This is a genomic window from Mesorhizobium sp. ORS 3428, from assembly GCF_001854785.1.
Taxonomy (GTDB): domain Bacteria; phylum Pseudomonadota; class Alphaproteobacteria; order Rhizobiales; family Rhizobiaceae; genus Mesorhizobium.
Map to the genome: position 1 here is coordinate 160,514 of NZ_MDFL01000057.1, position 21,598 is coordinate 182,111.

Below are 21,598 nucleotides of genomic sequence, written 5' to 3' on the forward strand. Positions count from 1 at the left end.
TAGGAGGTGGGTCAAGGCGTAGGGGAGCGTGATCTCCCCCCTTATGGGGGAGATGCCCGGCAGGGCAGAGGGGGGCGCGAAGGAACGCGGCCTTCCCCGTTTGCCTTGCGAAGTCTCATCCAGGCAGCGAGGTCCGAGACGCCGGCAGGACAGCGCCCCCCTCTGGCCTGCCGGCCATCCCCCCACAAGGGGGGAGATCGGCAGCTTCGGCGCCTTAGCCAATCCCGCCGGTAACCGCATAAGCTCCGGCGGTGCACCCATCCGGCAAGCGCACGGTGGCGGTGACGACGGAGCCGTAGGAGCCGCGCCAGACGCTGTGAAAGCCTTGATGTGTCACCGCCGGTACCGTCGCCCGGCCGGCGTAACGGTTGCCATCCGCCTGCATGGTGACCGGCTCGCCATTGACATGGACTTTGACGGCTGCGTCTTCCAGTCCAGCCCCGCCGGCCCCGATCTCCAGCATGATCGAAATCTCGTCAGTCTCGCCGGCGTGGGTCGTTTCGGCGGTGAGCGCCAACATAAGCGTTGCATCACCGGAGCGACCCCCGCCCTCGCCGCCCGCGAACACATCATCCGCCAACGCCGGCGTGCGCGGCGGCACGGTGCGGCGTCTTGTGGCGCGCTCGTAGTCGCCGGCGAGGCGCAGCAGTGCCACGTCGTCATAGGCCTTGCCGGCGAAGGTGAGGCCGACCGGCATGCCGATATCGGCCATGGTGCCCATCGGCACGGTCACCGTCGGGATGCCGAGATGGCGCCACACCAGATTGCCGTTGGCGACCCAGGTACCGTTGCGCCAGGCGAGCGCGGCCGAGGCCTCGTTGACGTCGGCATCGGCCAGACCGACATCGGCGACGGCCGGCAGCACCACGGCGTCGAGCCCGTTCACCGCGAGCCACCGTTCGAAGTCGACGCGGCGCGTTTCCTCCAGGCCCTTCAGCCCCGCCTCGATGGCGGGAATGGTCTCCAGCGGCGCCACGCCCTTCCTGGCGCGCTCGACATATTCGGCGAGGTCGAAGCCGTCGTCGCCATAGCGGTCGGGCAGCGTGCCCGGCGGCTGCGGGAAGATCTTCGGGCCGTCGACAGAGGCGAGATCGGGGAGCGCCGGGTCGGCGTTAGCGCGCAGAAAATCGTCCCACGACCAGATGGAGAGGTCCCAGATCTCGCGCGCGGCAAACTCCTGCGGCACCAGCCCGAGATCGACCATGGAGCGCGCGCCCGGCCGGTCGCGCTCGTAGTTGGAGACGACGGGGAAATCGACCTCGACCACTTCGGCGCCAAGCGCTTCCAGGTCGCGCGCCGCCTGTTGCCAGAGGGCAAGGACAGAGGCGCGCGTCTCGATCGGCCGCTCGGCGCCTTCATCCGTGCCGATATACATTTTCGGCACGCCGAGCCGCTTGCCCTCGAGCGCGCCTTGCAGCACGAGCCCGGTATAGCTTGGCGGCCTGAGCGCCGAGGCTTTCGGGATCGAAACCCAGGGCTGGACGCGCCAGAAATCGCCGCGCGTCTCTTCATCGTCGGCAACGATCACGTCGAGCAGCTCCAGCATATCGGGCACGCTGCGCGTATGCGGCACCACCACATCCATGGTCGGCACCAGCGGCCAGTTGCCGCGCACCGAAATCACGCCGCGCGAAGGCGTGTAGGCGACCAGCGCATTGTTGGAGGCCGGCGCGCGGCCTGACGACCAGGTCTCCTCGCCGAGCCCGAAGGCGGCGAAGCTGGCAGCGGTGGCCGTCCCCGAGCCGTTCGACGAGCCGGAGGCGAAGGCGGCGGTCAAGTAATCGGCATTGTAGGGGCTCTCGGCGCGGCCATAGACGCCGCGCTGCATGCCGCCATTGGCCATCGGCGGCATGTTGGTCAGCCCGACCAGCACCGTGCCCGCGGCGCGCAGCCTCGCGATGGTGAAGGCGTCCTCGTTTGCCGTGAGGTGCTCGAAGGCCGGCGAGCCGGCCGCGACCGTCAGCCCCTTCGCCTTGTAGCTGTCCTTGGCGGTGTAGGGAATGCCGTCGAGCGGGCCAAGGGTCTTGCCCTCGCGGCGGCGCCGGTCCGAGGCTGCCGCCTCCTCGAACATTCTTGGATTGAGGATGGGCACGGCGTTGAGCGCGATGCCGTGGCGGTCGTAACGGGCGATGCGCCTCAAGTACGCGCCGACCAGTTCGACGCTGGTGACGGTGCCGTCCTCCAGCGCGCGGCGCAGGTCGGCGATCGAGGCTTCGACGAGGTGGAGCTTGGGCATGATGGCGGCTCGGTTGGCGTTCTGTCACACCCCCTCTGCCCTGCCGGGCATCTCCCCCGCAAGGGGGGAGATTGGCTGCCGCGTACGGTTTTCGCCAATCGCGGGCGTTTGAGGTTTGGGCGCCGAGGCCGAAGCTGCCATCTCCCCCCACTTGGGGAGATCGGCTGTCACGCGGGCTTWCRCCAATYGCCGCTGCCCGCTACACCCCCAGCACCGCCTTCACGCGCTCGCGTGTATAGGGCAGGTCGTGGATGCGTTTGCCCGTCGCATTTCGAAACGCGTTGGCGATGGCGCCGGCGGTGGGGCCCTGGGCGGCTTCGGCGACGCCGAGATAGGGCGTGCCGGGATTGTCGACGACATGGACGTCGATGCTGTCCGGCACGGCGCTGAAGCGCAGGATCGGATAGGCCGACCAGTCGGGGCTCTGGATGCGCATCCTATCGAAATGGACGGCCTCGTAAAGCGTCCAGCTCATCGACTGCAGGATGCCGCCTTCGGTCTGGTTGACGATCGCATCCGGCGCGACCGCCTCGCCGCAGTCGACGGCGCAGACGACATGCGAGATGGCGATCGTGCCGCTGTCGCGGTCGACATCCGCTTCAAGCGCGACCGCCAGCCAGGCGGCGTGGTTCTTGTATTTGGCGAAAGCAAAACCCCTGCCGCGGCCTTGCGGCAACGGATCCTTCGACCAGCCGAATTTCTCCGCCGCCACCTCGATCACCTTCTTGGCGCGCGGGTCCTTCAGATGCCGCAGCCGGAATTCCACCGGATCGGCGTTTGCCGCCAGCGCCAGCTCGTCCATGAAGCTCTCGATGGAGAAGACGTTGCAATAGGCGCCGAGGCCGCGCAGCGAGGACACGCGCACCGGCATGTCGGCGATGAAGTGCCAGTTCACCCGCTGGTTGGGCACGTCGTAGAGCGGGATCGCGTTGCGGTCGCCATTGCCGAGAGGAGTGATCTCCATCTTGGCGGGATCGGGCGGGAAATGCCGCGCCATCAGCCGGCCGGCGATCAGCGCTCCGGCCGAGCCCGGCCGCGTGCCGTGGCTGTTGCTCCAAAGGTCGTAGTGCCAGTTCACGATGTTGCCGTTCTGGTCGAGCGTGGCGCTCGCCCTGGTGAGCATCGCCGGCCCGTAAGGTTCCCACAGATGCTCCTGGTCGCGCATCCATTGCACGCGCACCGGCTTGCCCGGCACTTTCTGCGCGATCAGCGCGGCGTCGGCCGCGGCGTCGTCGGCGCCGTTGTGGCCGTAGCAGCCCGAGCCTTCGGTATGGATGCAGCGCACCTTCTCGGGCGGCACGCCGAGCATCTGGGCGATCGCCTTGCGGTCCGGGTAGACGCCCTGCGTGTGCGTCCACACCGTCGTCAGGCCGTTGTCGAGCAAAGCCACCGCGCTCGACGGGCCGATCGAGCCGTGCATCTGGTAGGCGCGCGTGAACTGCGCCTTGAGCGTCTTGGCGCCGGGCGCGCTTTCGGCGCCGACGGAGGTCACTACGCCGACTTCCGAAACGGCCTTCTCCAGGAAGGCCGGCATGTCGTTCTGGTCGGGAAGCGCTGCGGCTTCCTGCCACTTCGCCGTGGCGGCCATGGCGCGCATGGCCTTCACCGCCTGGAACTCCTTCTCCGCGACCACAGCCAGGAAATCGCCGTCGCGCACCACCGCGATCACACCGGGCATCGCCTTGACGGCGGCTTCGGCGAAATTCGTGAGCTTGGCGCCGTAGCTCGGCGGCCGCACCACGCGGGCATGCACCATACCGGGCGGGCGCATGTCCTGCACATAGGCCTCGCCGCCCGTGACCTTGGCCGGGATATCGACCCGCGCGAAAGGCTTGCCGATCGCATGATAGGTTTCGGGCGCCTTCAGCTTCGTGTCGGGCGAGGCGTCGACATGCAGGAAATCGGCCGAGACCAACTCGCCATAGCTTGCCTTGGCGCCGTTCGGGCCGACGATCCTGCCGGCCTCGGCCTTGAGCGACGCGACCGGCACGCCGAGCTTCTGGCTGGCCTTGGAAATCAGGATCTGGCGCACCTGCGCCGACGCGTAACGGATCGCCGTGCCCGAATTCTGGATCGTCTGACTGCCGGCCGTGTAGCCTTCGTTGGGCGTCAGAGCGGTATCGGCGGTGATCAGCTTGATTGCCGCAGGCTCGACTTCCAGTTCCTCGGCGGCGATCTGGCGCAGCGACGTCTTGGTGCCCTGGCCCAGCTCGGCCTTGCCGGTGAAGACGGTGATGGAACCATTCGCCTCGATGCGGATCCAGGCGTCGAGCGAGGGCGTGTCGGCCAGGCTGCCGGGCAGTTTCGGCTTCGCCGCCTGGGCGCCCGGTGCTGTCGGCACCTCGCCCTGCTGCGCCTCGGCGGGGATGGCGAAGGAGACRACCAGCGCGCCGACACCRCCAAGGAAGCCGCGCCGTGTCAGGTCCGGGATCGGGTTCGGTGCGTTCATGATGCCCTCCCCGCGGATTTGGCCGGCGCCAGGCCGGCGGACTTGCCGTGCATCAGGTCGCGCGCACGCGCCACGGCGCGCAGGATGCGCATATGCGTGCCGCAGCGGCACAGGTTCGGCTCCAGCGCCTGCCGGATGTCGGCATCGCCGGCATCGGGCTTTGCCTCGAGCAGCGCCTGCGCCCGCATCATCATGCCGGCAATGCAATAGCCGCATTGCGCGGCCTGCTCCTCGATGAATGCCTTCTGCATCGGACCGGGATTGTCGAGCGTGCCGAGGCCCTCGACGGTCCTGACCTGGCGGCCCTCGACGAGCATTGCCGGCGTCAGGCAGGAGAAGACGGCCTCGCCGTCGACCATCACGGTGCAGGCGCCGCACTGGCCGAGGCCGCAGCCGAACTTGGCGCCRTTGAGCTTCAAGTCGTTGCGCAGCACATAGAGCAGCGGCGTCGCCGGATCGACGTCGACGTCGTGCTGGGCGCCGTTGACGTTGAGCTTAACCATCAGTCCTTCGCTCCTATGTTTTCCGGGCCGCGCTCGATGCCGTCGGAGGGCCGAACGCTGACCTGGTATTTCCCGCTCCTTGTGTCGGCGAGCTTCGCCGCAGCGTCCGCCCAGGCGGGCTTCGCGGCATAGGCCTCGCGCAGATAGGCGAGCAGGTCGACCACCTGGTCGTCCTTCAGCGTCGCGGCGAAGCCCGGCATGATCGGGCTCTGGCGGCCGCTGGCCGCCGGCAGGCCGAACAAGACGACATTGATTGCGTTCTGCGGATCGGGTGCGGCTATGGTGCTGGAGAGGTGGAAATCGATGCCGCCGAAGGGCTGCGGCCGGCTGCCGTCATGGCAGGTCGCGCAGGCCGCCTGGTAGATCGCGCCGCCGCGGCTGGTCGCGCTGCCGGTGGTGGCGCTCGCCGGTATCGGCGTGCCGCCCTGATCGGTCGAGAGCTTCTTGCGGACCTCCTCGCCGCTCGCGGCGCGCTCGGGCGCCGGCTCGCCCATGCGCGACATGACGTAAGTGGCGATGGCGTGGATGTCGGCATCGGGCAAACGGCCGAGATTGCCAGTGACCTCGGCCATCGGGCCGTTGGCCACGCCGTGGTCGGCCTGCCAGCCCTGGCGCAGATAGGCAAAGAGGCTGTCGCGCGTCCACGGGATCGGAGCGCCTGAAGAGGCGTCGAGCGCGAAGGCCTTCCAGCCCTCGGCCTCGCCGCCGGCGAGATGCGCTCCCCTCTTTTCCGCGCCCAGCGCGTTGCGCGGGGTGTGGCAGGCGCCGCAATGGCCGAGCCCCTCGACCAGATAGGCGCCGCGGTTCCACTCGGCGCTCTGGGAAGCATCCTCGCGGTAGGCGCCCTTATGGAAGAAAAGCAGCTTCCAGCCCGCCAGAACCAGCCGCACGTTCAGCGGAAACGGCAGCTCGTTGGCGGGAGGGCGGTTCTCCACCGGCCGGCGCGTCATCAGATAGGCGTAAAGCGCCTTGTTGTCCTCATCGGAGACAAGCGTGAAATGGTCGAACGGGAATGCCGGATAAAGATGGTCGCCGTCGCGCTCGACACCTTCGCGCATGGCCCGGCTGAAGGCGGCCTCCGACCAGCGCCCGATGCCGGTCTTGGGATCCGGCGTGATGTTGGTGGAATAGATGGTGCCGAAGGGTGTCGGCACCGCCAGCCCGCCGGCGAAGGATTTTTCGCCGGGCTTGGTGTGGCAGGCCGTGCAATTGCCGACCGAGGCGAGCACCGCGCCCTTCTCGATCAGCGCCTGGTCGAAGGATGTGCGCTGCGGCGGCTCGACCGGGTCGATGGTAGGTTTCCAGGCATAGGCTGCGAAGCCCGCCACGCAAACGACAACGAGGATGAGAACGCCGATCCAGAAGCGTTTCAAGGAGGGACTCCCTTTGCCCGAGGCGCGGCGGGCACGCTATGGAACAAGCCGTTGAGCGGCCGCGGGCGTGGCGCCGTGCGAGGAGAACTAGGTTCGAGGAGCGAGGCGTCAATGACAGCCGATCTCCCCCCTTGTGGGGGAGATCATGGGCTCAGCCGCTTTCGCCAATCTCCAACGCCGCGCTACTCCGGCGCGCCGGAGTACAGCACCACCCCGTCGCCGCCCGTTCCTGGCCAGTCGCGGATGGTGCGGTCGATGCCGCCGGTCAAAAGCGTGCCGTCGGCGGCGAAGGCGACCGAATAGATCGGGCCGGTGCCGGGGTCGAACTCGGCGATCTCGACGCCGGTGTCCATATTCCATAGCCTGGCGGTACCGTCGAGCGAGACCGAGCCGAGGCGCTTGCCGTCGGCCGACAGGGCAAGCGCGTAGACCGTGCCGGAATGGCCGTCGAAGCGGCGCACCTCCTTGAAACTGTCGAGATCCCAGAGCTTGATCGTGTAGTCGCCGCTGCCGGTCACCGCGTGGTGACCGTCGGCGGTGAAGAGCGCGCCATAGGCGCCGCGATCATGCCCGTGCCAGCTGCGCAGCTGCTTGCCGGCGACGATGTCCCAGAGCTTCAGTTCACCGTCGATGCCGGCGGTCAGCGCCCTGGTGCCGTCGGGTGAGACGGCGACGGCGCTGATTGACCAGTCATGGCCCGGCAGCACACGCAGCACGGCGCCCTTCTCCAGATCCCAGACCACCACCGAGCCGGTGTCGTGTCCGCTGACGGCAAGCCTGCCGTCCGGGCTGACGGCGAGCTGATTGACGCCGCCATTCGGGCCGGAGGAGAAGACATGCAGCACGGCGCCGTCGGACAGCCGGCGCAGCACGATCTCGCCGTCGTCGCCGGCGGTCAGCGCGGTCTTGCCGTCGGGCATGAAGAGCGCGGTGCGCGCCATGTCCTTGTGGACGCCGAGGTTGCGGATCAGCCGCTTGCCGTCGATGTCCCAGAGCTTGATCGTGCGGTCGGTGCTGGCGCTCATGATCTCGCGGCCGTCGGCCGAGACCGCCAGCCAGACGACGGCGTCGCGGTGCCCCTCGGGCGCGGTCGGCTGCGCCGGAGGCGGGGGCGGAGGCGGCGCCGCGGTCTCGGGCGGCGTGGCAGGCGCCAGCGCGGTCTGCTGGACGGGCAGAGCGGATGGCTGTGCCGGCGCGAAGGGCTGCGCAACAGACGCCGGCGAAGCAGGCTCTGGCGGCGAGGCCGCCGTCGGCGCCGGAGCGACAGGCGCCGACACGGGCGCGGCAGGTGATTCCTTCTTTGCAGCCGACTCCTGTGTAAGCGCGGGCGCAGCCGGCTTGGCCGCTTCAGCCGCGGGAGCCGGCGTCGGCTCGGCCGGCGGCTGTACCGGAACCGCGGCTACTTCCTTGGGCGGCGCAGCCGGTTCGCCGGCTGGCAACCGCCAGGGGCCAAGCTGATCGGCGACGATCGCGAGCAGGGCAATGAGCGGCACGGCAAGCGCGATGCGGCGCAGCGTCGGACGCCCGGCAGGCACGATCGCGGCGTCGCGGCCGAAGAGCGGCGCGGAGGGATCATGCCTTGCCGCGGCCGGCAGCAGGCCGGCCAGGAACAGCAGCCCGGAAAGGACCGAAAGCACGCCGGCCGCGCCGAAGAGTTCCGTCCTTGTCGTGGCCAGGAGCCGGCCGCCAAGCGCCGGATAGAGCTTGGCGAAGCAGGCTGCGCCGACCACGAGCATCGCCAGCGCCAGCAACCTGTCGGTCGATCTTTTCATCCGCCTCCCCTCCCGCCTGACCGCGTAAARCATCCCGCATCCTAGCCGAGCTTCTTGCGCAGGCTAAGTGCAGGAGATCACATGAAGAGAGACAAAATGCTTCGATAAACCATGTCTTTTGCGGGAAGCGTTGCGGATCTACTCGGCCGCCAGGGTCAATGTCCCGATAGCCGACGCCTCATTGCTGTCTTCGCATGGTGAGCGACCGAAACTGTGAGCAGAAAGCCACATTTCCCCAAGAATAGAATGGATATTCAGCCGGCTTGGTTGACAGGAAAGGGCCTTATGACATTATTCGGCGGGGATTTTTTGGGGGATTTTGGCATGAAGAAGATCTACGAGAAGCCTTGCCTGTTGAAAAAGGGCCGGCTTTCGGCAGTGACCGCGCAGGTGGCGCCGTCCACACAGCCGCCGGCGTCGGATTAACGATTTGAGACGCCAGGACGTCTCCACCGGGCAGAGCAATCGGGGGATTGATTTATGAAGAAGACTTACGAGAAGCCGATGCTTGTCAGGAAGGGCAAGCTTTCGGCGATCACGGCTGTCAACGCCCCGGTCGTGTTGTCCAATCCGCCGCCGGGCTAACGATTTCCATACGCCCGGGTCCTTGCGAGGACCGAGCAGGAAGCAATCCAGTAGTCCTCGGACCTGGCAAGGCTTTGYCTCAGCGCGCCAGCACCAGATCGTCCAGCACGAGCTGCCAGTAGTGCCTGGTGGACACGCGCACGCGCGTCACCGCCTTCAGCATCGGCGCGTAATGGACCGGCGCCAGCGCCGACAGCACCACTTCGTCGTAGGCGACGAGTTCGTCTCCCAGCCAGCTTTCAATCAAAGCCACCTCGCCTTCCGATCTCAGCCACGCAGCGGCGAGCATGACCGAATGGAATCCGAAGGGCGTGGCGCTGCGGAACTCCGCCGGATGGCCGCTGCTGGTATAGGCAGTGTGGTTGCCGGAGACATTGCCGTTGAGATAGCCCTCACAATCGTTGACGTAGTTCCGCGCGATGGCGTTGATGTTGCGCCACTCCAGGCCGGCATGGCCGGAAGGCACTTTTTTGAAGACGAGCGCCGTGACATCGTCGAAACCGATCCGCGACAGCGGTGCCTCGCCATCGATCGCGTCCGGCCTCAGCTCGCCGAGGTCGGTCGGATAGGGTGAAAGCGCCAGGCGCCGCTCGAGGCCTGGGCCGGAAATCTCCAGCGTGTCGGCCCCCGCCGGAAGGTCGATGCGGAAGCTGCCCGGCGCGAGCGGCCTGGTCTCCAGTACTTCGCCCTTGCCGAGCAACGACAGCGTCGCTTGCGCCGCCGCCGGGACAATGCCGCGCAGGCTGCGCCCCGGGATCAGCCCGACCATCGCGGGCAGAGCCTCCCCCACCAGGCCGGCGGGCGAGCCCGGCAGCTCGATCAGCCGCAGCGACTGGTTCTCGTTGCCGGTGCTGACGAGCCAGCCCTGGGGAACGGACACCGAAAACCGATAGGTTCCAGGCACGCGGAGGCTGGCCCAGCGCTTTCTGGTCGACATGGGGAAGTTGGCGAAGCCGGAGCTGTTGGTGCGAGCGGAGGCGACGAACGCGCCTTTGCCGTCGAACACCCGCACCACGATACCGCCAATAGGCCGGTCGGCCTCGCCGAACCTGCCGTCGCCGTCGACATCCATGAAGACGAAGGAAGAATAATTGATTGCCTGGCGGCTCCTCGACCAGTCGATGCGGGCCGTATAATCGTGCGTAGGATCAGGATTGCCCCGCCTCTTGCGACGCTTGCGCCTCCAGCGCAGGGCGAACACGATCAGGGCAAGGGCGCCGGCAAGGACCAGGGCCGAGATGAGAAGGACAAGGGCGTCAGCCATGGCGGGGTCGCGATGGCCAGAGGCAAATGCCAAGCATGGCAAGCATAAAGTCTGAGATCCCCCCTGTTACCCAAGCAAACTAGCGCGAGACGCCGTTGCTGCACAGTCATGCCAGCGCCGAACCTTTGAAATGCCGGCGGGACAGCGCCCCCCTCTGTCCTGCCGGACATCTTCCCCACATGGGGGGAGATTGGCAGCTTCGGCGACGGCGCGCTCACTGCAATGCTGGCGATTGGCGAAAGCGGGCGTGACAGCTGATCTCCCCACTTGTGGGGGAGATGTCCGGCAGGACAGAGGGGGGCGCGAAGGATTGCTAAGTTCGAAATTCTTCCAGCCCAGCGTCCCCTCACCCCAGTTCCACCCAGACCGGCGCGTGGTCGCTGGCGTTGTCCTCACCGCGCACCTCGCGGTCGATGCCCGCCGCCTTCAGCTTGCGGGCAAGCTTCTTCGACAACAGGATGTGGTCGAGCCTGAGCCCCGCATCGCGCGGCCAGCGGTTCCGGCGATAGTCCCAGAAGGTGTAGAGCGTCTCCTTCGGAAAGATTTTGCGCAGCGAATCCGTCCAGCCCTGCTCGATCAGGGCGGCGAAGGCGGCGCGGCTTTCAGGCTGCACCAGCGCGTTGTCGTCGTAGGAGCGGGTGGCGTAGATGTCGCGCGGCTCGGGCACAATGTTGTAGTCGCCGGCGAGCACCACCGGCAGGCCGGTGTCGAGTAGCTGCTCAGCGTGAGCTGCGAAGCGCTCGTGCCAGGCGAGCTTGTAGGCGAATTTCGGTCCCGGCTGCGGGTTGCCGTTGGGCGCATAAAGGCAGGCAATGACGACGCCGTTGACCGCCGCCTCGATGTAGCGCGCCTGGCGGTCGGCATCGTCGCCGGGCAACGCGTCGCGCGTCAGCACCGGTTCGGCGCCACGCGCCAGGATGGCGACGCCGTTCCAGGTCGGCTCGCCCTTCCACACCGCGCCATAGCCGGCATTGGCGAGCCTGGTCAGCGGAAACTGCGTGTCGCGCGCCTTGAGCTCCTGCAGGCAGACGACATCCGGTTTTGCCTTGGCGAGCCAGGCCAAGAGGTTCTCCAGCCGGCTGTTGATGTTGTTGATGTTGAAGGTGGCGAGTTTCATTTTTGGATGCCGAAGGCGCCCCTCGCTTCGTCATCCTCGGGCTTGACCCGAGGATCCATGCCGTGACCCTCGCCGTGGAACGCGGCGAGGCAGAATTCTGAACCGTTGCAACGCTTTAGCGTCGCGGCATGGATCCTAGGGTCTGCGCGCGTCGCTTCGCTCCTTGCTCCGCCCTAGGATGACGAAGCCGATGGTTGGGCCAGCTTGGCCATTATCGTCTCCGCCACCGTCCTCAGATGATCCGCCGTCGAAAACCCTGACACCGCCTTGCGCGGCTTCAGATCGTGGTCGCCGTCTTCCAGCCAGATCACCTCGATGGCCTCGGAAAGGCCGTAGGTGGCGACCTCTTCCTTCGTGCCGAACTCGTCGCGCGTGCCCTGGAAGATCAGCGTCGGCGTCCTGAGGTCGGCGAGGTGTTTCGTCCTCAATTGCTCGGGCTTGCCGGGCGGATGGAAGGGATAGCCGAGGCAGACCAGGCCGGCGATCTCGCCCTTCAAAAACATCTCGTCGGCGACCATGGAGGCGACGCGCCCGCCCATCGACTTGCCGCCGATGATGAGCTTGCCGGTCACGCCCTTGGCGCGCAGGTCGGCGATCGCCTTGATGTATTCCGGGTTCACCGTCTCGGCGCGCGGCGGCGGCTTGCGGTGGCCGTAACGGCGGGCGGCCATATGGTGGAACTCGAAGCGCGCGACGCGGAAGCCGGCTGCGGCGAGCGCCTTGGCCGTCGCCGCCATCGAGGCCGAGTCCATCGGCGCGCCGGCGCCATGGGCGAGAAGGATGGTGACCGGGGCGGTGTCTAGGCCGTCGAGGAGGAAATAGGTCATGAGGCGAGCTTTCTGGGAAGGCCGCACTCCGTCCCACCCCCCTCTGCCCTGCCGGGCATCTCCCCCGCAAGGGGGGAGATCAGCAGTTCGGGCGCCCCGCCCATCCTTGCAACGTTCGAGATTGGCGAAAGCGATTGAGCGCGCAATCTCCCCCCTTGCGGGGGAGATGGCCGGCAGGCCAGAGGGGGGTGCTCAAGCGCGAACATCTCGCTCACCTGCCATGTGCAAATCGACGAACTGTATTCCCTTTTGCGCGATCCGCGCCCATTCGGAATCCCCATCCAGCTCCAGATATCGCGCCCACAGCCGGCGGGCTTCCATCAGATTGCCCCCATCAAACTCCAGCCGCGCAAGGTTGAACACCGGGTCGGCATAGGTCTTGTCCAGCGCGATTGCCTTCTGCAGATGGCGCCGCGCCGAAGCAACCTTGCCCTCGTCGCTCATCAGCCCGGCGAGGTTGAACCAGGCTTCGACGAAACCGGGATCGAGCTTTATCGCGCGGGCGTAGTCGTGCGCCGCTTCCCTCACGCGGCCGGCGCCGCGCAGGCAGTTGGCGCGGTTGAAGGCGGCGATGGGGTCCTTGGGGTCGATCGCGAGGCAGCGCTGGTAGAGTGCGGCCGCATCGTCGTGGCGCCCCTCCTCTTCCGCGRCTCCCGCCTCGGCGAACAGCTCCTCCAGCGTATCGTCTTCCGATGAACCGAGGTCGAACAGCAACTGGCCGTCGAGCTCGCTCCTGCCCTCATCGAGATAGATCGCGTCCGGGCGGCCATGCTGCGAACCGAGGTTGAGCGACTTGGCGGTGAGCGAGGCGACCGGGCCGGAGCGGTGCACCGAGCGGGCGATCGCGCCCCAGCCGGCGCCGCTGGCGATCAGCCCGGCATATTTTTTCGCCAGGATCAGGTCGCGGAAGGAATAGGGCTCCGCGTCATGCTCGAAGGCGTCGAACAGCGACAGCATGTCGAGAACCTCGCCGGCAAGCCGCGACTGGTCGATCAGCGATTGCCGGGTGAGCGACGACGCCTCCGGYGCCTTCATCAGGCCGAGCAGGCGCAGGAAGCCGTTCTCGCTGACGAGCTCGCGCCCGGCTTCACGCTCGGCCCTCACGCGGCGCTCGATCTCGGCATCACCCAATTTCGCCAATCCGGCCCTGGCGAGAAGCGTGCGGCCGAACACGACATGCGTGGTGCGCCGCGTCACGCCGCGCCGCAGTTCCGCATGGCGGCGCTCGACCTCGCGCGCGGCGAGCCTGAGCGGAAAGGCAGCAAACGCACCGACGGCGCCGAAGACGGCGCCGGGGAGGATCAGCGGCCCTCCCGTCACTTCTTGCTCTTGCCGACGGCCTTCAACAGGTTCGCCTTCAGCGGATTTTCAGGTGCGCCGCCGGAAGCCGCCTTCTTGGCGGGCTTTGCCGGCACTTCCTCGGCCTTGCTCTTCGACTTGGCCGGGGGCTTCGCCGACTGCTGCAGGCTCGCCTTCAGCGCATCCATGAGGTTGATGACGTTGCCGCGCTGCTCGGGTGCCGCCGCAATGATCGGCTTGTGGCCCTTGAGCTTCTCGCGGATCATCGCCATCAGCGCCACCTCGTAGCGATCCTCGTAATTCTTCGGATCGAAGTGGGTTTCCTTCTGCTTGATAAGCGCCTGGGCGAGATCGAGCATTTCCGGGTCAGGCTTGCCGGCCGCGATGTTGCCGAAATATTCAGCCGTGCCGCGCACTTCGTTAGGGTTCCTCAAGGTGCAGACGAACATGCCGTTCTCGCGCGCGCCGATCGTCACCACACGCTCGCGGCTGGAGATCACCAGCCGCGCAATCGCAAGCTTGCCGGACTTGCGCATCGCCTCGCGCAACACGACGAAGGTCTCTTCCGCCATCGCGCCGTCGGGGGCGAGGTAATAGGGGGTGTCCTGGTAGATGACGTCCACCTCGGCCTCGTCGACGAAGGCCTCGATGTTCATCGTGTGGTTGGATTCGATCCTGACCGCCTCGAGGTCGGCATCATCGATGATGATGTACTGCTTGTCCTCATATTCGTAGCCCTTCACCAGATCCGAGCGCTCGACGAGGCCGAGCTCGGGATCGACCGGCTTCATGTTGATGCGGTTGTGGGTCTTCTTGTGCAGCTGGTTGAACGAAATGCGCTCGCTCGCGCTGGTGGYCGGATAAAGCCGAACCGGACAGCTGACGAGGCTGAGCTTGAGGTAACCTTTCCAACTTGCCCTGGGCGCCATGAAACACTCCTACGCGGCCATGCACTGACATTTTAGCTTGAGCATGATCTTCTCCAAAAACCGGTTCCCACTTTTTGGGATCATGCTATCTGCAGCGCTCCCGCTCAAGGACGGTTGGCGCCGCGGAAATCCTACACCGACCCCTCACCTTACAGCCGAATTCCTAGCGAAGGGTTTTGGGGGCGGGATTGGTGTAAGGATAGTTCAAATTGTCGGAAGCGTCGATGGAGGTGGGCGCCGCCCTCTTCCTCGCCCCCGCGAGAGCGGGGGAGAGGTGGCTCGACGAAGCCGAGGCGGAGCGGGGGATGGCGCGAACCTGAATCCCTTTCGCTCCCCTAACCACATGCGTTAGCGCTGCCCCCTCTCCGGCCGCTTCGCGGCCACCTCTCCCCCACATTCGTGGGGGCGAGGAACTAGCTAGCGCTCAAAAACCGGCAGATCCCTTGCCGCCTCATCGATCTCCGCCCAGGGATCGCCCGAGRTCTCCAGCAACCCCGGCAGCGAGGCGTAGTTCAAATCCTCCGGCGCGTCGATCGTTTCCAGGTCGGTCCAGCTCACCGGGGTCGAGGCCGGCAGATTGGTGCGGGCGCGCAGCGAATAGGGGGCGGCGGAGGTGTGGCCGCGGGCGTTGCGGTGGAAGTCGATGAAGATGCGCTTCTTGCGGTTTTCCTTGCCCATGGTGGTGGTGAAGGTTTGGGGCGCGGTGGCGGCGAGGAAAGTCGAAATGGCGCTAGAGGCCTGGTGCAGTTTCTTCCAGTTCTGCTTGCGCGTCACCGGCACGGTGATGTGGATGCCCTTGCCCCCGGACGTCTTGGCGAAGGGGATCAGCCCGAGGCTCTCCAGCCCGCCCTTGATGTGGACAGCCGCCTCCACCACCTCGCGCCACGAAATCCCCTCGCCCGGGTCGAGGTCGAAGACGATCTGGTCGGGCCTGTCGAGTTTTGTCCGGTGCGTGCCCCAGGTGTGGAATTCCACGACGCCGAACTGGGCGAGGGCCAGATAGCCCTTGGCGTCCTCGACCGAGAGATAGGTCTTGGTCTCGCCTTCCGAATTGGTCGACTCGAACACCGCCACCGAAGGCGGCATGCCGGTGAAGGCGTGGCGCTGGAAGAAACAGTCCTGCGGCTTGCCGGTCGGGCAGCGCACCAGCGACACCGGYCGGCCGATGATATGCGGCAGCATGAAATCGCCGACCAGCGCGTAATAGACGGCGATGTCGAGCTTGGTCGGCCCGGTCTTGCCGAACAGCCGGCGCTGCGGATTGGTGACCCAGATGGTGGCAAGGTCGGATTCGGCGATCAGCCGCTTGCGCTTGACCGGCACCGGCGTCGTCAGGCCGCCGACATCGCGCAGGCCGCGGAACACCGGGTGGCGCAGCGCATTGTCGGCGGTGCGGTTGGAATAGTGGATGCGCGCCGACAGCAGCGGCTTCACCCAATGCATCTCGCGCATTACCTCGCGCGGCACGCCTTCGGGCGGCGTGGCGCCCGATGTCATCCGCTCCAGCCGGGCAAGCAGGTCGGTCGCCATGYCGCGATCGAAGCCGGTGCCGACCTTGCCGCGATAGTGCAACTCGCCCTCCTCGAACTCGGCGAGACCGAGCGCGGCCAGCCCTTCCGCCCGGTCGGAGACGGTGTAGCCGGCAATGACGAAATCGCCTTTCTGCAGCGCCTTGACCTTGGTCCAGCTCTTGGTGCGGCCGCTCTGGTAGACGGCGTCGGCGCGCTTGGAGAGGACGCCTTCGAGGCCGAGCTCAGTCGCCCGCTCGTAGAGCCCCTGCCCGTCGCCCTCGACATGGTCGCTGAACTGGATGGCGGAGTTGGCGGCCTGGCCGGCGAGCAGCTCGGCAAGCAGGGCTTTGCGCTTTTCGAGCGGCGCCTTGCGCAGGTCCCAGCCGTCGAGGTGGAGAAGGTCGAAGGCGTAGAAATGCAACTTGGAGCCGGCGCCGGCGGACAGYGCGTCTTGCAGCAACGCGAAGCGCGAGATGCCCTTCTCGTCGAGCACCATGACCTCGCCATCGATGATCGCCTGGCTGACCGGCAGGCGCGAAAAGGCCTGCGGAAGATCGCCGTAGCGCYTCGTCCAGTCGAGGCCGCCGCGGGTGATGAGGCGCACCTCGCCATCCACGACATGCGCCATGGTGCGGTAGCCGTCGAATTTGATCTCGTGCAGCCAGAGCACGCCGGTGTCCTCGATCGGCCCGCCCGGCGGTTTCGGCACCTGGGTGGCAAGCTGCGGCTCGATGCGGGTCGGCGGCTCGGCCTTTACCGCGCCGGGCAGCGCGCCGGGCTTCAGCGAGCCGGGTTTCGGCGGCAGGCGCTCGGGCTTCTTCGGCGCGACAAGCTCCTCAATGCGGCGGCCGGACTTCACGCTTTCGGGGCGAGCTTCGAGGATGTCGAGGCTGGTGTCGGAGGCGAGGTCGCGCTCCTTGAACAGCAGCCAGTTCTTCTTGTTCTCGTCCTCGCCGGGCTTCGGCTTCAGCCTGGTCRGCATCCAGCCGCCATTGAGCTTCTGCCCGGCCAGCCGGAACTTGAAGGCGCCGGTGCGCAGGCTCTTTTCGACATCGTCCATCGGCGCCCAGGTGCCGGTGTCCCAGACAATCATCGGCCCGCCGCCATATTCGCCCTCGGGGATGACGCCCTCGAAGTCGATATATTCGATCGGGTGATCCTCGGTCTCGACGGCAAGGCGCTTGTCGGCCGGGTTGAGCGAGGGCCCGCGCGGCACCGCCCAGCTCTTCAGCACGCCGCCGACTTCGAGGCGCAGATCATAGTGATCGGCCGTGGCGTGGTGCTTGTGGACGACGAAGCGGTTGCCCTCCCCGCCTGCGAGCCCGCCAGCCGGCTCCGGCGTGCGGGCGAATTCGCGCTTGGCGCGGTAGGTCTTGAGCTTGGAGGGGGCGGGCATGGGTTAGATGGGCGCGGTGGCGGGCGTAACTGCCGGACGCCGCACTCCGTCGCACCCCCCTCTGTCCTGCCGGACATCTCCCCCGCATGGGGGGAGATCGACAGTTGAGGCGCCGGCACTTCTCCTGCAACGTCGGCGATTGGCGAAAGCGGCGGCGACATCCAATCTCCCCCCTTGCGGGGGAGATGTCCGGCAGGACAGAGGGGGGTACTGTCCCGCCAGCCTCTCAGTCCTCATCCTCAAATACTCAATCGTCGGTCGCCGGCGTCAGTTCGAGCTCGGCCGGCGTGAGGCCCTGCCTGAGCTGCGAGAGCCGGAACTCGTCGACCCAATAGGCCTCGCCGTCGACCAGCACGCGGGCCTGATAGCTGCCGCCGGAAAAGCTTTGCGCGGTGACATAGACCTTATGGCGGTCGAGCGCCTTCTTCACCGCGGCGCGGCGGGAATTTTCTCTGGCGACGGGACTGGCCATGGCCTCACTCGAAACACTGACGCTCAAACAGCCTCCAAGGATGAAGGAGAGCGGGGATCGAGTCAATTTGGGCAGGGCGATGGAGTTCGATCTCCCCCAAGCGGGGGAGATGGCCGGCAGGCCAGAGGGGGGCGCGAAGGAATGAGGCGCCGGTTCTGGACCACCCGATTTGCCGGGCCATATTTGCTTTTTTGAATGCATAATTGCCGTCGGCTGGCGGGACAGCGCCCCCCTCTGTCCTGCCGGACATCTCCCCCACAAGGGGGGAGATCGGAAGTTGCCATCGAGGAGACCACAATGTCCCACATCCGGGCGATGACGAAGAACGATCTGGCGGCCGTGTCGCGGCTGCTGGCCGGGTCCTGGCGGCGGACTTATTCGGGGATCCTGGGTGAGGAGAACACGGCCCGGCTGTCCGATGAAAGGCACGCGCCGGAGAAGCTGGCCGAGGAGATCGACGACGACAACAAGATGTCCTTCGTGGCCGAGCGGACCGACGGCTCGATCGCCGGCTACGCGATGGCGGCGATGGATGAGAATGGCGACGTCATGCTCGACCGGCTGCATATCGAGCCGAAGGAGTTCGGCAGCGGGCTTGCCGTCGACCTTCTGCACGCCGTGCTCGCGGCGCATGCCGGGATCCCCAGCATCGCGCTGGAGGTGATCGAGGGCAACGACCGAGCGATAGCCTTCTACCGCAAGCACGGCTTCGAGGTGGCCGAGCGCCGTCCGGCGGCGCACGGCGTCGGCGGCCACGCCTCGCTGATCATGCGCAGGATGTTGCCGATGGCTTGAGGGCCGGCGCTGGACGCTCCTCGTCGCAGCCCTATAATTTCGCGAGCGCTTATTTTCCTTTGGAGACAGAAAGATGAGCCTCGGCAAGCGGAAACTCGGCAGTCAGGGGCTCGAAGTCTCGGCGCTCGGCCTCGGCTGCATGGGCATGAGCCAGGCGTACGGACCGGCGGACGAGGCGGAATCGATCGCCACGATCCACCGGGCGATCGAGCTCGGCTGCACCTTCCTCGACACGGCCGAGGTCTACGGTCCCTTCATCAACGAGGAGCTGCTCGGCCGTGCGCTGAAGGGCCGGCGCGACCAGGTGACGATCGCCACCAAGTTCGGCTTCCGCATCGTCGACGGCAAGCAGGTCGGCACCGAACGCGACAGCCGGCCCGAGCATATCCGCGAGGTGGTGGAGGCCTCGCTCAAGCGGCTCGCCACCGACCGCATCGACCTCCTCTACCAGCACCGCGTCGACCCCACCGTGCCGATGGAGGATGTCGCCGGTACCGTGGGCGAGCTGGTGGCGCAGGGCAAGGTGCGCTTCTTCGGCCTGTCGGAGGCGGGGATTTCCAACATCCGCCGTGCGCATGCGGTGCATCCGGTCTCGGCGCTGCAGAGCGAATATTCGCTGTGGGAGCGCAATCTGGAGCCGGAAATCATCCCGGCGCTGAAGGAGCTCGGCATCGGCCTGGTGCCCTTCGCGCCGCTCGGCCGCGGCTTCCTTGCCGGCGACGTCAAGCGCGCCGAGGAGTATCCGGAAGGCGATTTCCGGCGCGGCGACCCGCGCTACCAGGGCGAGAATTTCGATGCCAATGTCGCGGCGGCCGCCACGGTGCGCGAGATCGCCGCCGCCAAGGGCGTGAAGCCCGGCCAGGTGGCGATCGCCTGGCTGCTTGCCAAGGAGCCGGAAATCGGCATCGACATCGTGCCCATCCCCGGCACCAAGCGGCGGACCTATCTCGAAGAGAATGTCGCAGCGGCCGACATCGAGCTCGACGCCACCGAGATGCTCGGGCTCGACATGGCGCTGACGCCCGACAAGGTCTCCGGGCCGCGCTACAACGAGCGGACCATGTCGATGGTCGATCGGTAGGGGCAGGCTTTCGGGTCGCTTCCTGGGTGCGCTGGAGGGACAGTACCCCCCTCTGTCCTGCCGGACATCTCCCCCGCAAGGGGGGAGATTGGCAGTTTTCTGGCCCCGCTCAGTCCTGCGACGTTGGTGATTGGCGAAAACGGCGGTGACGGCCAATCTCCCCCCAAGTGGGGGAGATGTCCGGCAGGACAGAGGGGGGCGCGAAGGAGTGCGACCTGGCAGTCTTTGGAACTAAACCCTATCCGCCGATCGACAGCCCTACTTCTTCTTGCAATCCGGCAGCGCGTCCATCGCCTTCTTGGCCTCGGCCTCGCTGGCGTATCTCTTCTTGCCGACATCGACGACCAGCGTCCCGTCGGGCTTCTTCGGCACCACCTCGCATTGTTTCGAGACGGCATCCCTGGCGACCCAGTATTGCTCGGCCGCCGCCGCCGGCAGGCTGGCGAAGGCGGCGACGATCGTTGCGATAGCGATGGTGCGAACCATTCCTGGCCTCCATTGCTGATGTTGCTGGAAAGCAGGCCGCAACCGCCGGCGTCCTTCGGCGCCGGCACACTGCTCCAGACATTTGTTTTTGGAAACGCCCTGCCGGGGCTTCTGTTCCGGCGTGGGAGCCGGGCCTCCGGCGCCCGAAACACCTGCCCGCCAGCCAGCAGCCCGCCCGGCGCCAGGCGTCGGCAGTGCCCGGGGCGCTCAGCTTCCATGGAACCACCGATCCGCTCCAAGTGTTTGTTATTACACAATTCCGGACGGAAAACCGCGGCGCGATTTTCCCGGAATTGCGCCTGCAAGTCGAGAAAGGAGGACGTTGAGATGGCAATTCGTGATCTCATTCCCTGGAACCGGGAAGGAAGTCGGGGCCCGGCTCTGCATCGCGAGATGAACCGCCTGTTCGACGATGTATTCCGCGGCTTCGGCAGCGGGATGCACTCGCTCGGAGCCTTCGGACGCGCCGGATGGCCGAACGTTGAAATCTCCGACACCGGCGGCGAAATCCGTGTGATGGCAGAAATGCCCGGCATGGAAGAGAAGGATGTCGAAGTGATGCTGGACGGCGGCGTGCTGACGCTGCGCGGCGAGAAGCGCTCCGAAACCGAGGACAAGGACAGACAGTTCTCCGAGCGCTTCTACGGCCGTTTCGAGCGGCGCATTCCGATCGGCAGCGAGATCGAGGAGGACAAGGTGGCAGCGTCCTTCCACAACGGCGTGCTCACCGTGACCTTGCCGAAGACCCCGCGCGCCGAGGCGAAAGCAAAGCGCATTCCGATCGGCAGCGACATGAGTTACGGCAAGCGCAAGCATTGACCGGGCCTAGGGCGGCCGCGATCTGTCAGATCCGCTCCATGTGCCTTAGGTTTTGATCCTACGCATGTCTTTGTCGCGAACCGGTCCCCACTTCGGGTGACATGCTTTACGGCTCAGCCGCCCGAATGCGGATCGATGCTGTAGGGGTGCACCGGATAGCCGGGGCCGATCGCCCCGCTCACCCGGTCCATCCAGGCAGCGACCGCCGGATAATCGGCGAGCGAGAAACCGCAGTCCTCGGCGCGGTGGCTGTAGGCATAGACGGCGATGTCGGCGATGGTGAGCGAGCCGCCGACGAGGAAGGGCGTGTCTTGCAGGCTGCGCTCGAGTGCGGCCAGCGCGCGAACGCCTGCTTCGCGCTTGCCCGCAACCAGCGCCTTGTTGCGCTCCAGCCTCCCGGTGAGCGTCCAGAAACGCAGCGAGCCGATGACCGGCTCGACATGATACTGCTCGAAGAACAGCCATTGCATGACCTTGGCGCGGAGATACGTGTCCGCCGGCAGATAGGGCGTGCCCTGGGCGAGATAGGTCAGGATCGCGTTGGACTCGGCGATCGCCTCGCCATCCTCCAGGCCGAGCACCGGAACCGCGCCGGCCGGATTGAGCTTGAGGAAAGCTTCGGTGTGGCTCTCGCCCTCGAAGATCGAAACCAGCCGTGTCTCGTAGGCGATGGCGAGCAAGCCC

The 21,598-nt window shown here is 66.6% G+C and carries 19 protein-coding genes; 5 read left to right on the plus strand and 14 right to left on the minus strand.

Annotated features, from left to right (window positions below):
- Nucleotides 1-214: 214 nt before the first annotated feature.
- The 5 genes from ORS3428_RS07540 to ORS3428_RS34205 form a co-directional block, all read right to left on the minus strand.
- Nucleotides 215-2,236: an amidase gene (locus tag ORS3428_RS07540; protein ID WP_071096034.1), complete on the minus strand. Its 2,022-nt coding sequence runs from the start codon at nt 2,234-2,236 to the stop codon at nt 215-217.
- Between the two features lie 199 nt (nt 2,237-2,435).
- A complete protein-coding gene (locus ORS3428_RS07545; RefSeq protein ID WP_071096036.1) occupies nt 2,436-4,685 on the minus strand; it encodes a xanthine dehydrogenase family protein molybdopterin-binding subunit in 2,250 nt (749 codons plus the stop codon).
- Entirely contained in the window at nt 4,682-5,188 is a 507-nt protein-coding gene (locus ORS3428_RS07550; protein WP_071096038.1) for a (2Fe-2S)-binding protein, read from the minus strand. The genes ORS3428_RS07545 and ORS3428_RS07550 overlap by 4 nt, the downstream gene beginning before the upstream one ends.
- The gene (locus ORS3428_RS07555; protein ID WP_083355041.1) at nt 5,188-6,561 is read right to left on the minus strand and encodes a c-type cytochrome; all 1,374 of its coding nucleotides are present in this window, start codon (nt 6,559-6,561) and stop codon (nt 5,188-5,190) included. Before ORS3428_RS07555 ends, ORS3428_RS07550 begins: the two co-directional genes overlap by 1 nt.
- Before the next feature lie 182 nt (nt 6,562-6,743).
- Nucleotides 6,744-8,333: a WD40 repeat domain-containing protein gene (locus ORS3428_RS34205; protein WP_071096040.1), complete on the minus strand. Its 1,590-nt coding sequence runs from the start codon at nt 8,331-8,333 to the stop codon at nt 6,744-6,746.
- A gap of 324 nt (nt 8,334-8,657) precedes the next feature.
- On the opposite strand from ORS3428_RS34205, the gene ORS3428_RS32255 reads away from it, so the two are divergent.
- Together ORS3428_RS32255 and ORS3428_RS32260 are read left to right on the plus strand one after the other, a co-directional pair.
- Nucleotides 8,658-8,759, plus strand: coding sequence for a putative RiPP precursor (locus ORS3428_RS32255; protein ID WP_108723010.1), 102 nt, complete (start codon nt 8,658-8,660; stop codon nt 8,757-8,759).
- 54 nt (nt 8,760-8,813) lie between these two features.
- Entirely contained in the window at nt 8,814-8,918 is a 105-nt protein-coding gene (locus ORS3428_RS32260) for a putative RiPP precursor (protein ID WP_108723004.1), read from the plus strand.
- 79 nt (nt 8,919-8,997) lie between these two features.
- Here ORS3428_RS32260 and ORS3428_RS07570 read toward each other — a convergent pair whose 3' ends face one another.
- From ORS3428_RS07570 to ORS3428_RS07600, 7 genes are all read right to left on the minus strand, one after another.
- Nucleotides 8,998-10,182, minus strand: a complete 1,185-nt coding sequence (locus ORS3428_RS07570) for a hypothetical protein (protein ID WP_071096044.1) — start codon at nt 10,180-10,182, stop codon at nt 8,998-9,000.
- Between the two features lie 346 nt (nt 10,183-10,528).
- The gene (xth, locus tag ORS3428_RS07575) at nt 10,529-11,299 is read right to left on the minus strand and encodes an exodeoxyribonuclease III (RefSeq protein WP_071096046.1); all 771 of its coding nucleotides are present in this window, start codon (nt 11,297-11,299) and stop codon (nt 10,529-10,531) included.
- Between the two features lie 173 nt (nt 11,300-11,472).
- Nucleotides 11,473-12,126 (minus strand): alpha/beta hydrolase family protein, encoded by a 654-nt coding sequence (locus ORS3428_RS07580; protein ID WP_071096048.1) that lies wholly within the window; start codon nt 12,124-12,126, stop codon nt 11,473-11,475.
- Between the two features lie 192 nt (nt 12,127-12,318).
- Nucleotides 12,319-13,431 (minus strand): tetratricopeptide repeat protein, encoded by a 1,113-nt coding sequence (locus ORS3428_RS07585; protein ID WP_108723011.1) that lies wholly within the window; start codon nt 13,429-13,431, stop codon nt 12,319-12,321.
- An 11-nt stretch (nt 13,432-13,442) separates the two neighbouring features.
- Nucleotides 13,443-14,354, minus strand: coding sequence for a non-homologous end joining protein Ku (gene ku, locus ORS3428_RS07590; protein ID WP_071096052.1), 912 nt, complete (start codon nt 14,352-14,354; stop codon nt 13,443-13,445).
- A 417-nt stretch (nt 14,355-14,771) separates the two neighbouring features.
- Nucleotides 14,772-17,261: a DNA ligase D gene (ligD, locus tag ORS3428_RS07595; RefSeq protein WP_071096054.1), complete on the minus strand. Its 2,490-nt coding sequence runs from the start codon at nt 17,259-17,261 to the stop codon at nt 14,772-14,774.
- A 247-nt stretch (nt 17,262-17,508) separates the two neighbouring features.
- Complete coding sequence (locus ORS3428_RS07600; RefSeq protein ID WP_071096056.1) at nt 17,509-17,733, minus strand: hypothetical protein; 225 nt, start codon at nt 17,731-17,733, stop codon at nt 17,509-17,511.
- 297 nt (nt 17,734-18,030) lie between these two features.
- On the opposite strand from ORS3428_RS07600, the gene ORS3428_RS07605 reads away from it, so the two are divergent.
- Entirely contained in the window at nt 18,031-18,528 is a 498-nt protein-coding gene (locus tag ORS3428_RS07605; protein ID WP_071096058.1) for a GNAT family N-acetyltransferase, read from the plus strand.
- Nucleotides 18,529-18,601: 73 nt separating this feature from the next.
- Complete coding sequence (locus ORS3428_RS07610) at nt 18,602-19,609, plus strand: aldo/keto reductase (protein WP_071096060.1); 1,008 nt, start codon at nt 18,602-18,604, stop codon at nt 19,607-19,609.
- Nucleotides 19,610-19,867: 258 nt separating this feature from the next.
- Here ORS3428_RS07610 and ORS3428_RS07615 read toward each other — a convergent pair whose 3' ends face one another.
- Entirely contained in the window at nt 19,868-20,095 is a 228-nt protein-coding gene (locus tag ORS3428_RS07615) for a hypothetical protein (RefSeq protein ID WP_071096062.1), read from the minus strand.
- Between the two features lie 327 nt (nt 20,096-20,422).
- Here ORS3428_RS07615 and ORS3428_RS07620 point away from each other — a divergent pair, with 327 nt between their 5' ends.
- Entirely contained in the window at nt 20,423-20,914 is a 492-nt protein-coding gene (locus ORS3428_RS07620; protein ID WP_071096064.1) for an Hsp20/alpha crystallin family protein, read from the plus strand.
- 113 nt (nt 20,915-21,027) lie between these two features.
- Here the strand turns inward: ORS3428_RS07620 and ORS3428_RS07625 are convergent.
- The coding region (locus ORS3428_RS07625) for a glutathione S-transferase family protein (protein WP_071096122.1) at nt 21,028-21,598 on the minus strand (571 nt) is incomplete at its 5' end.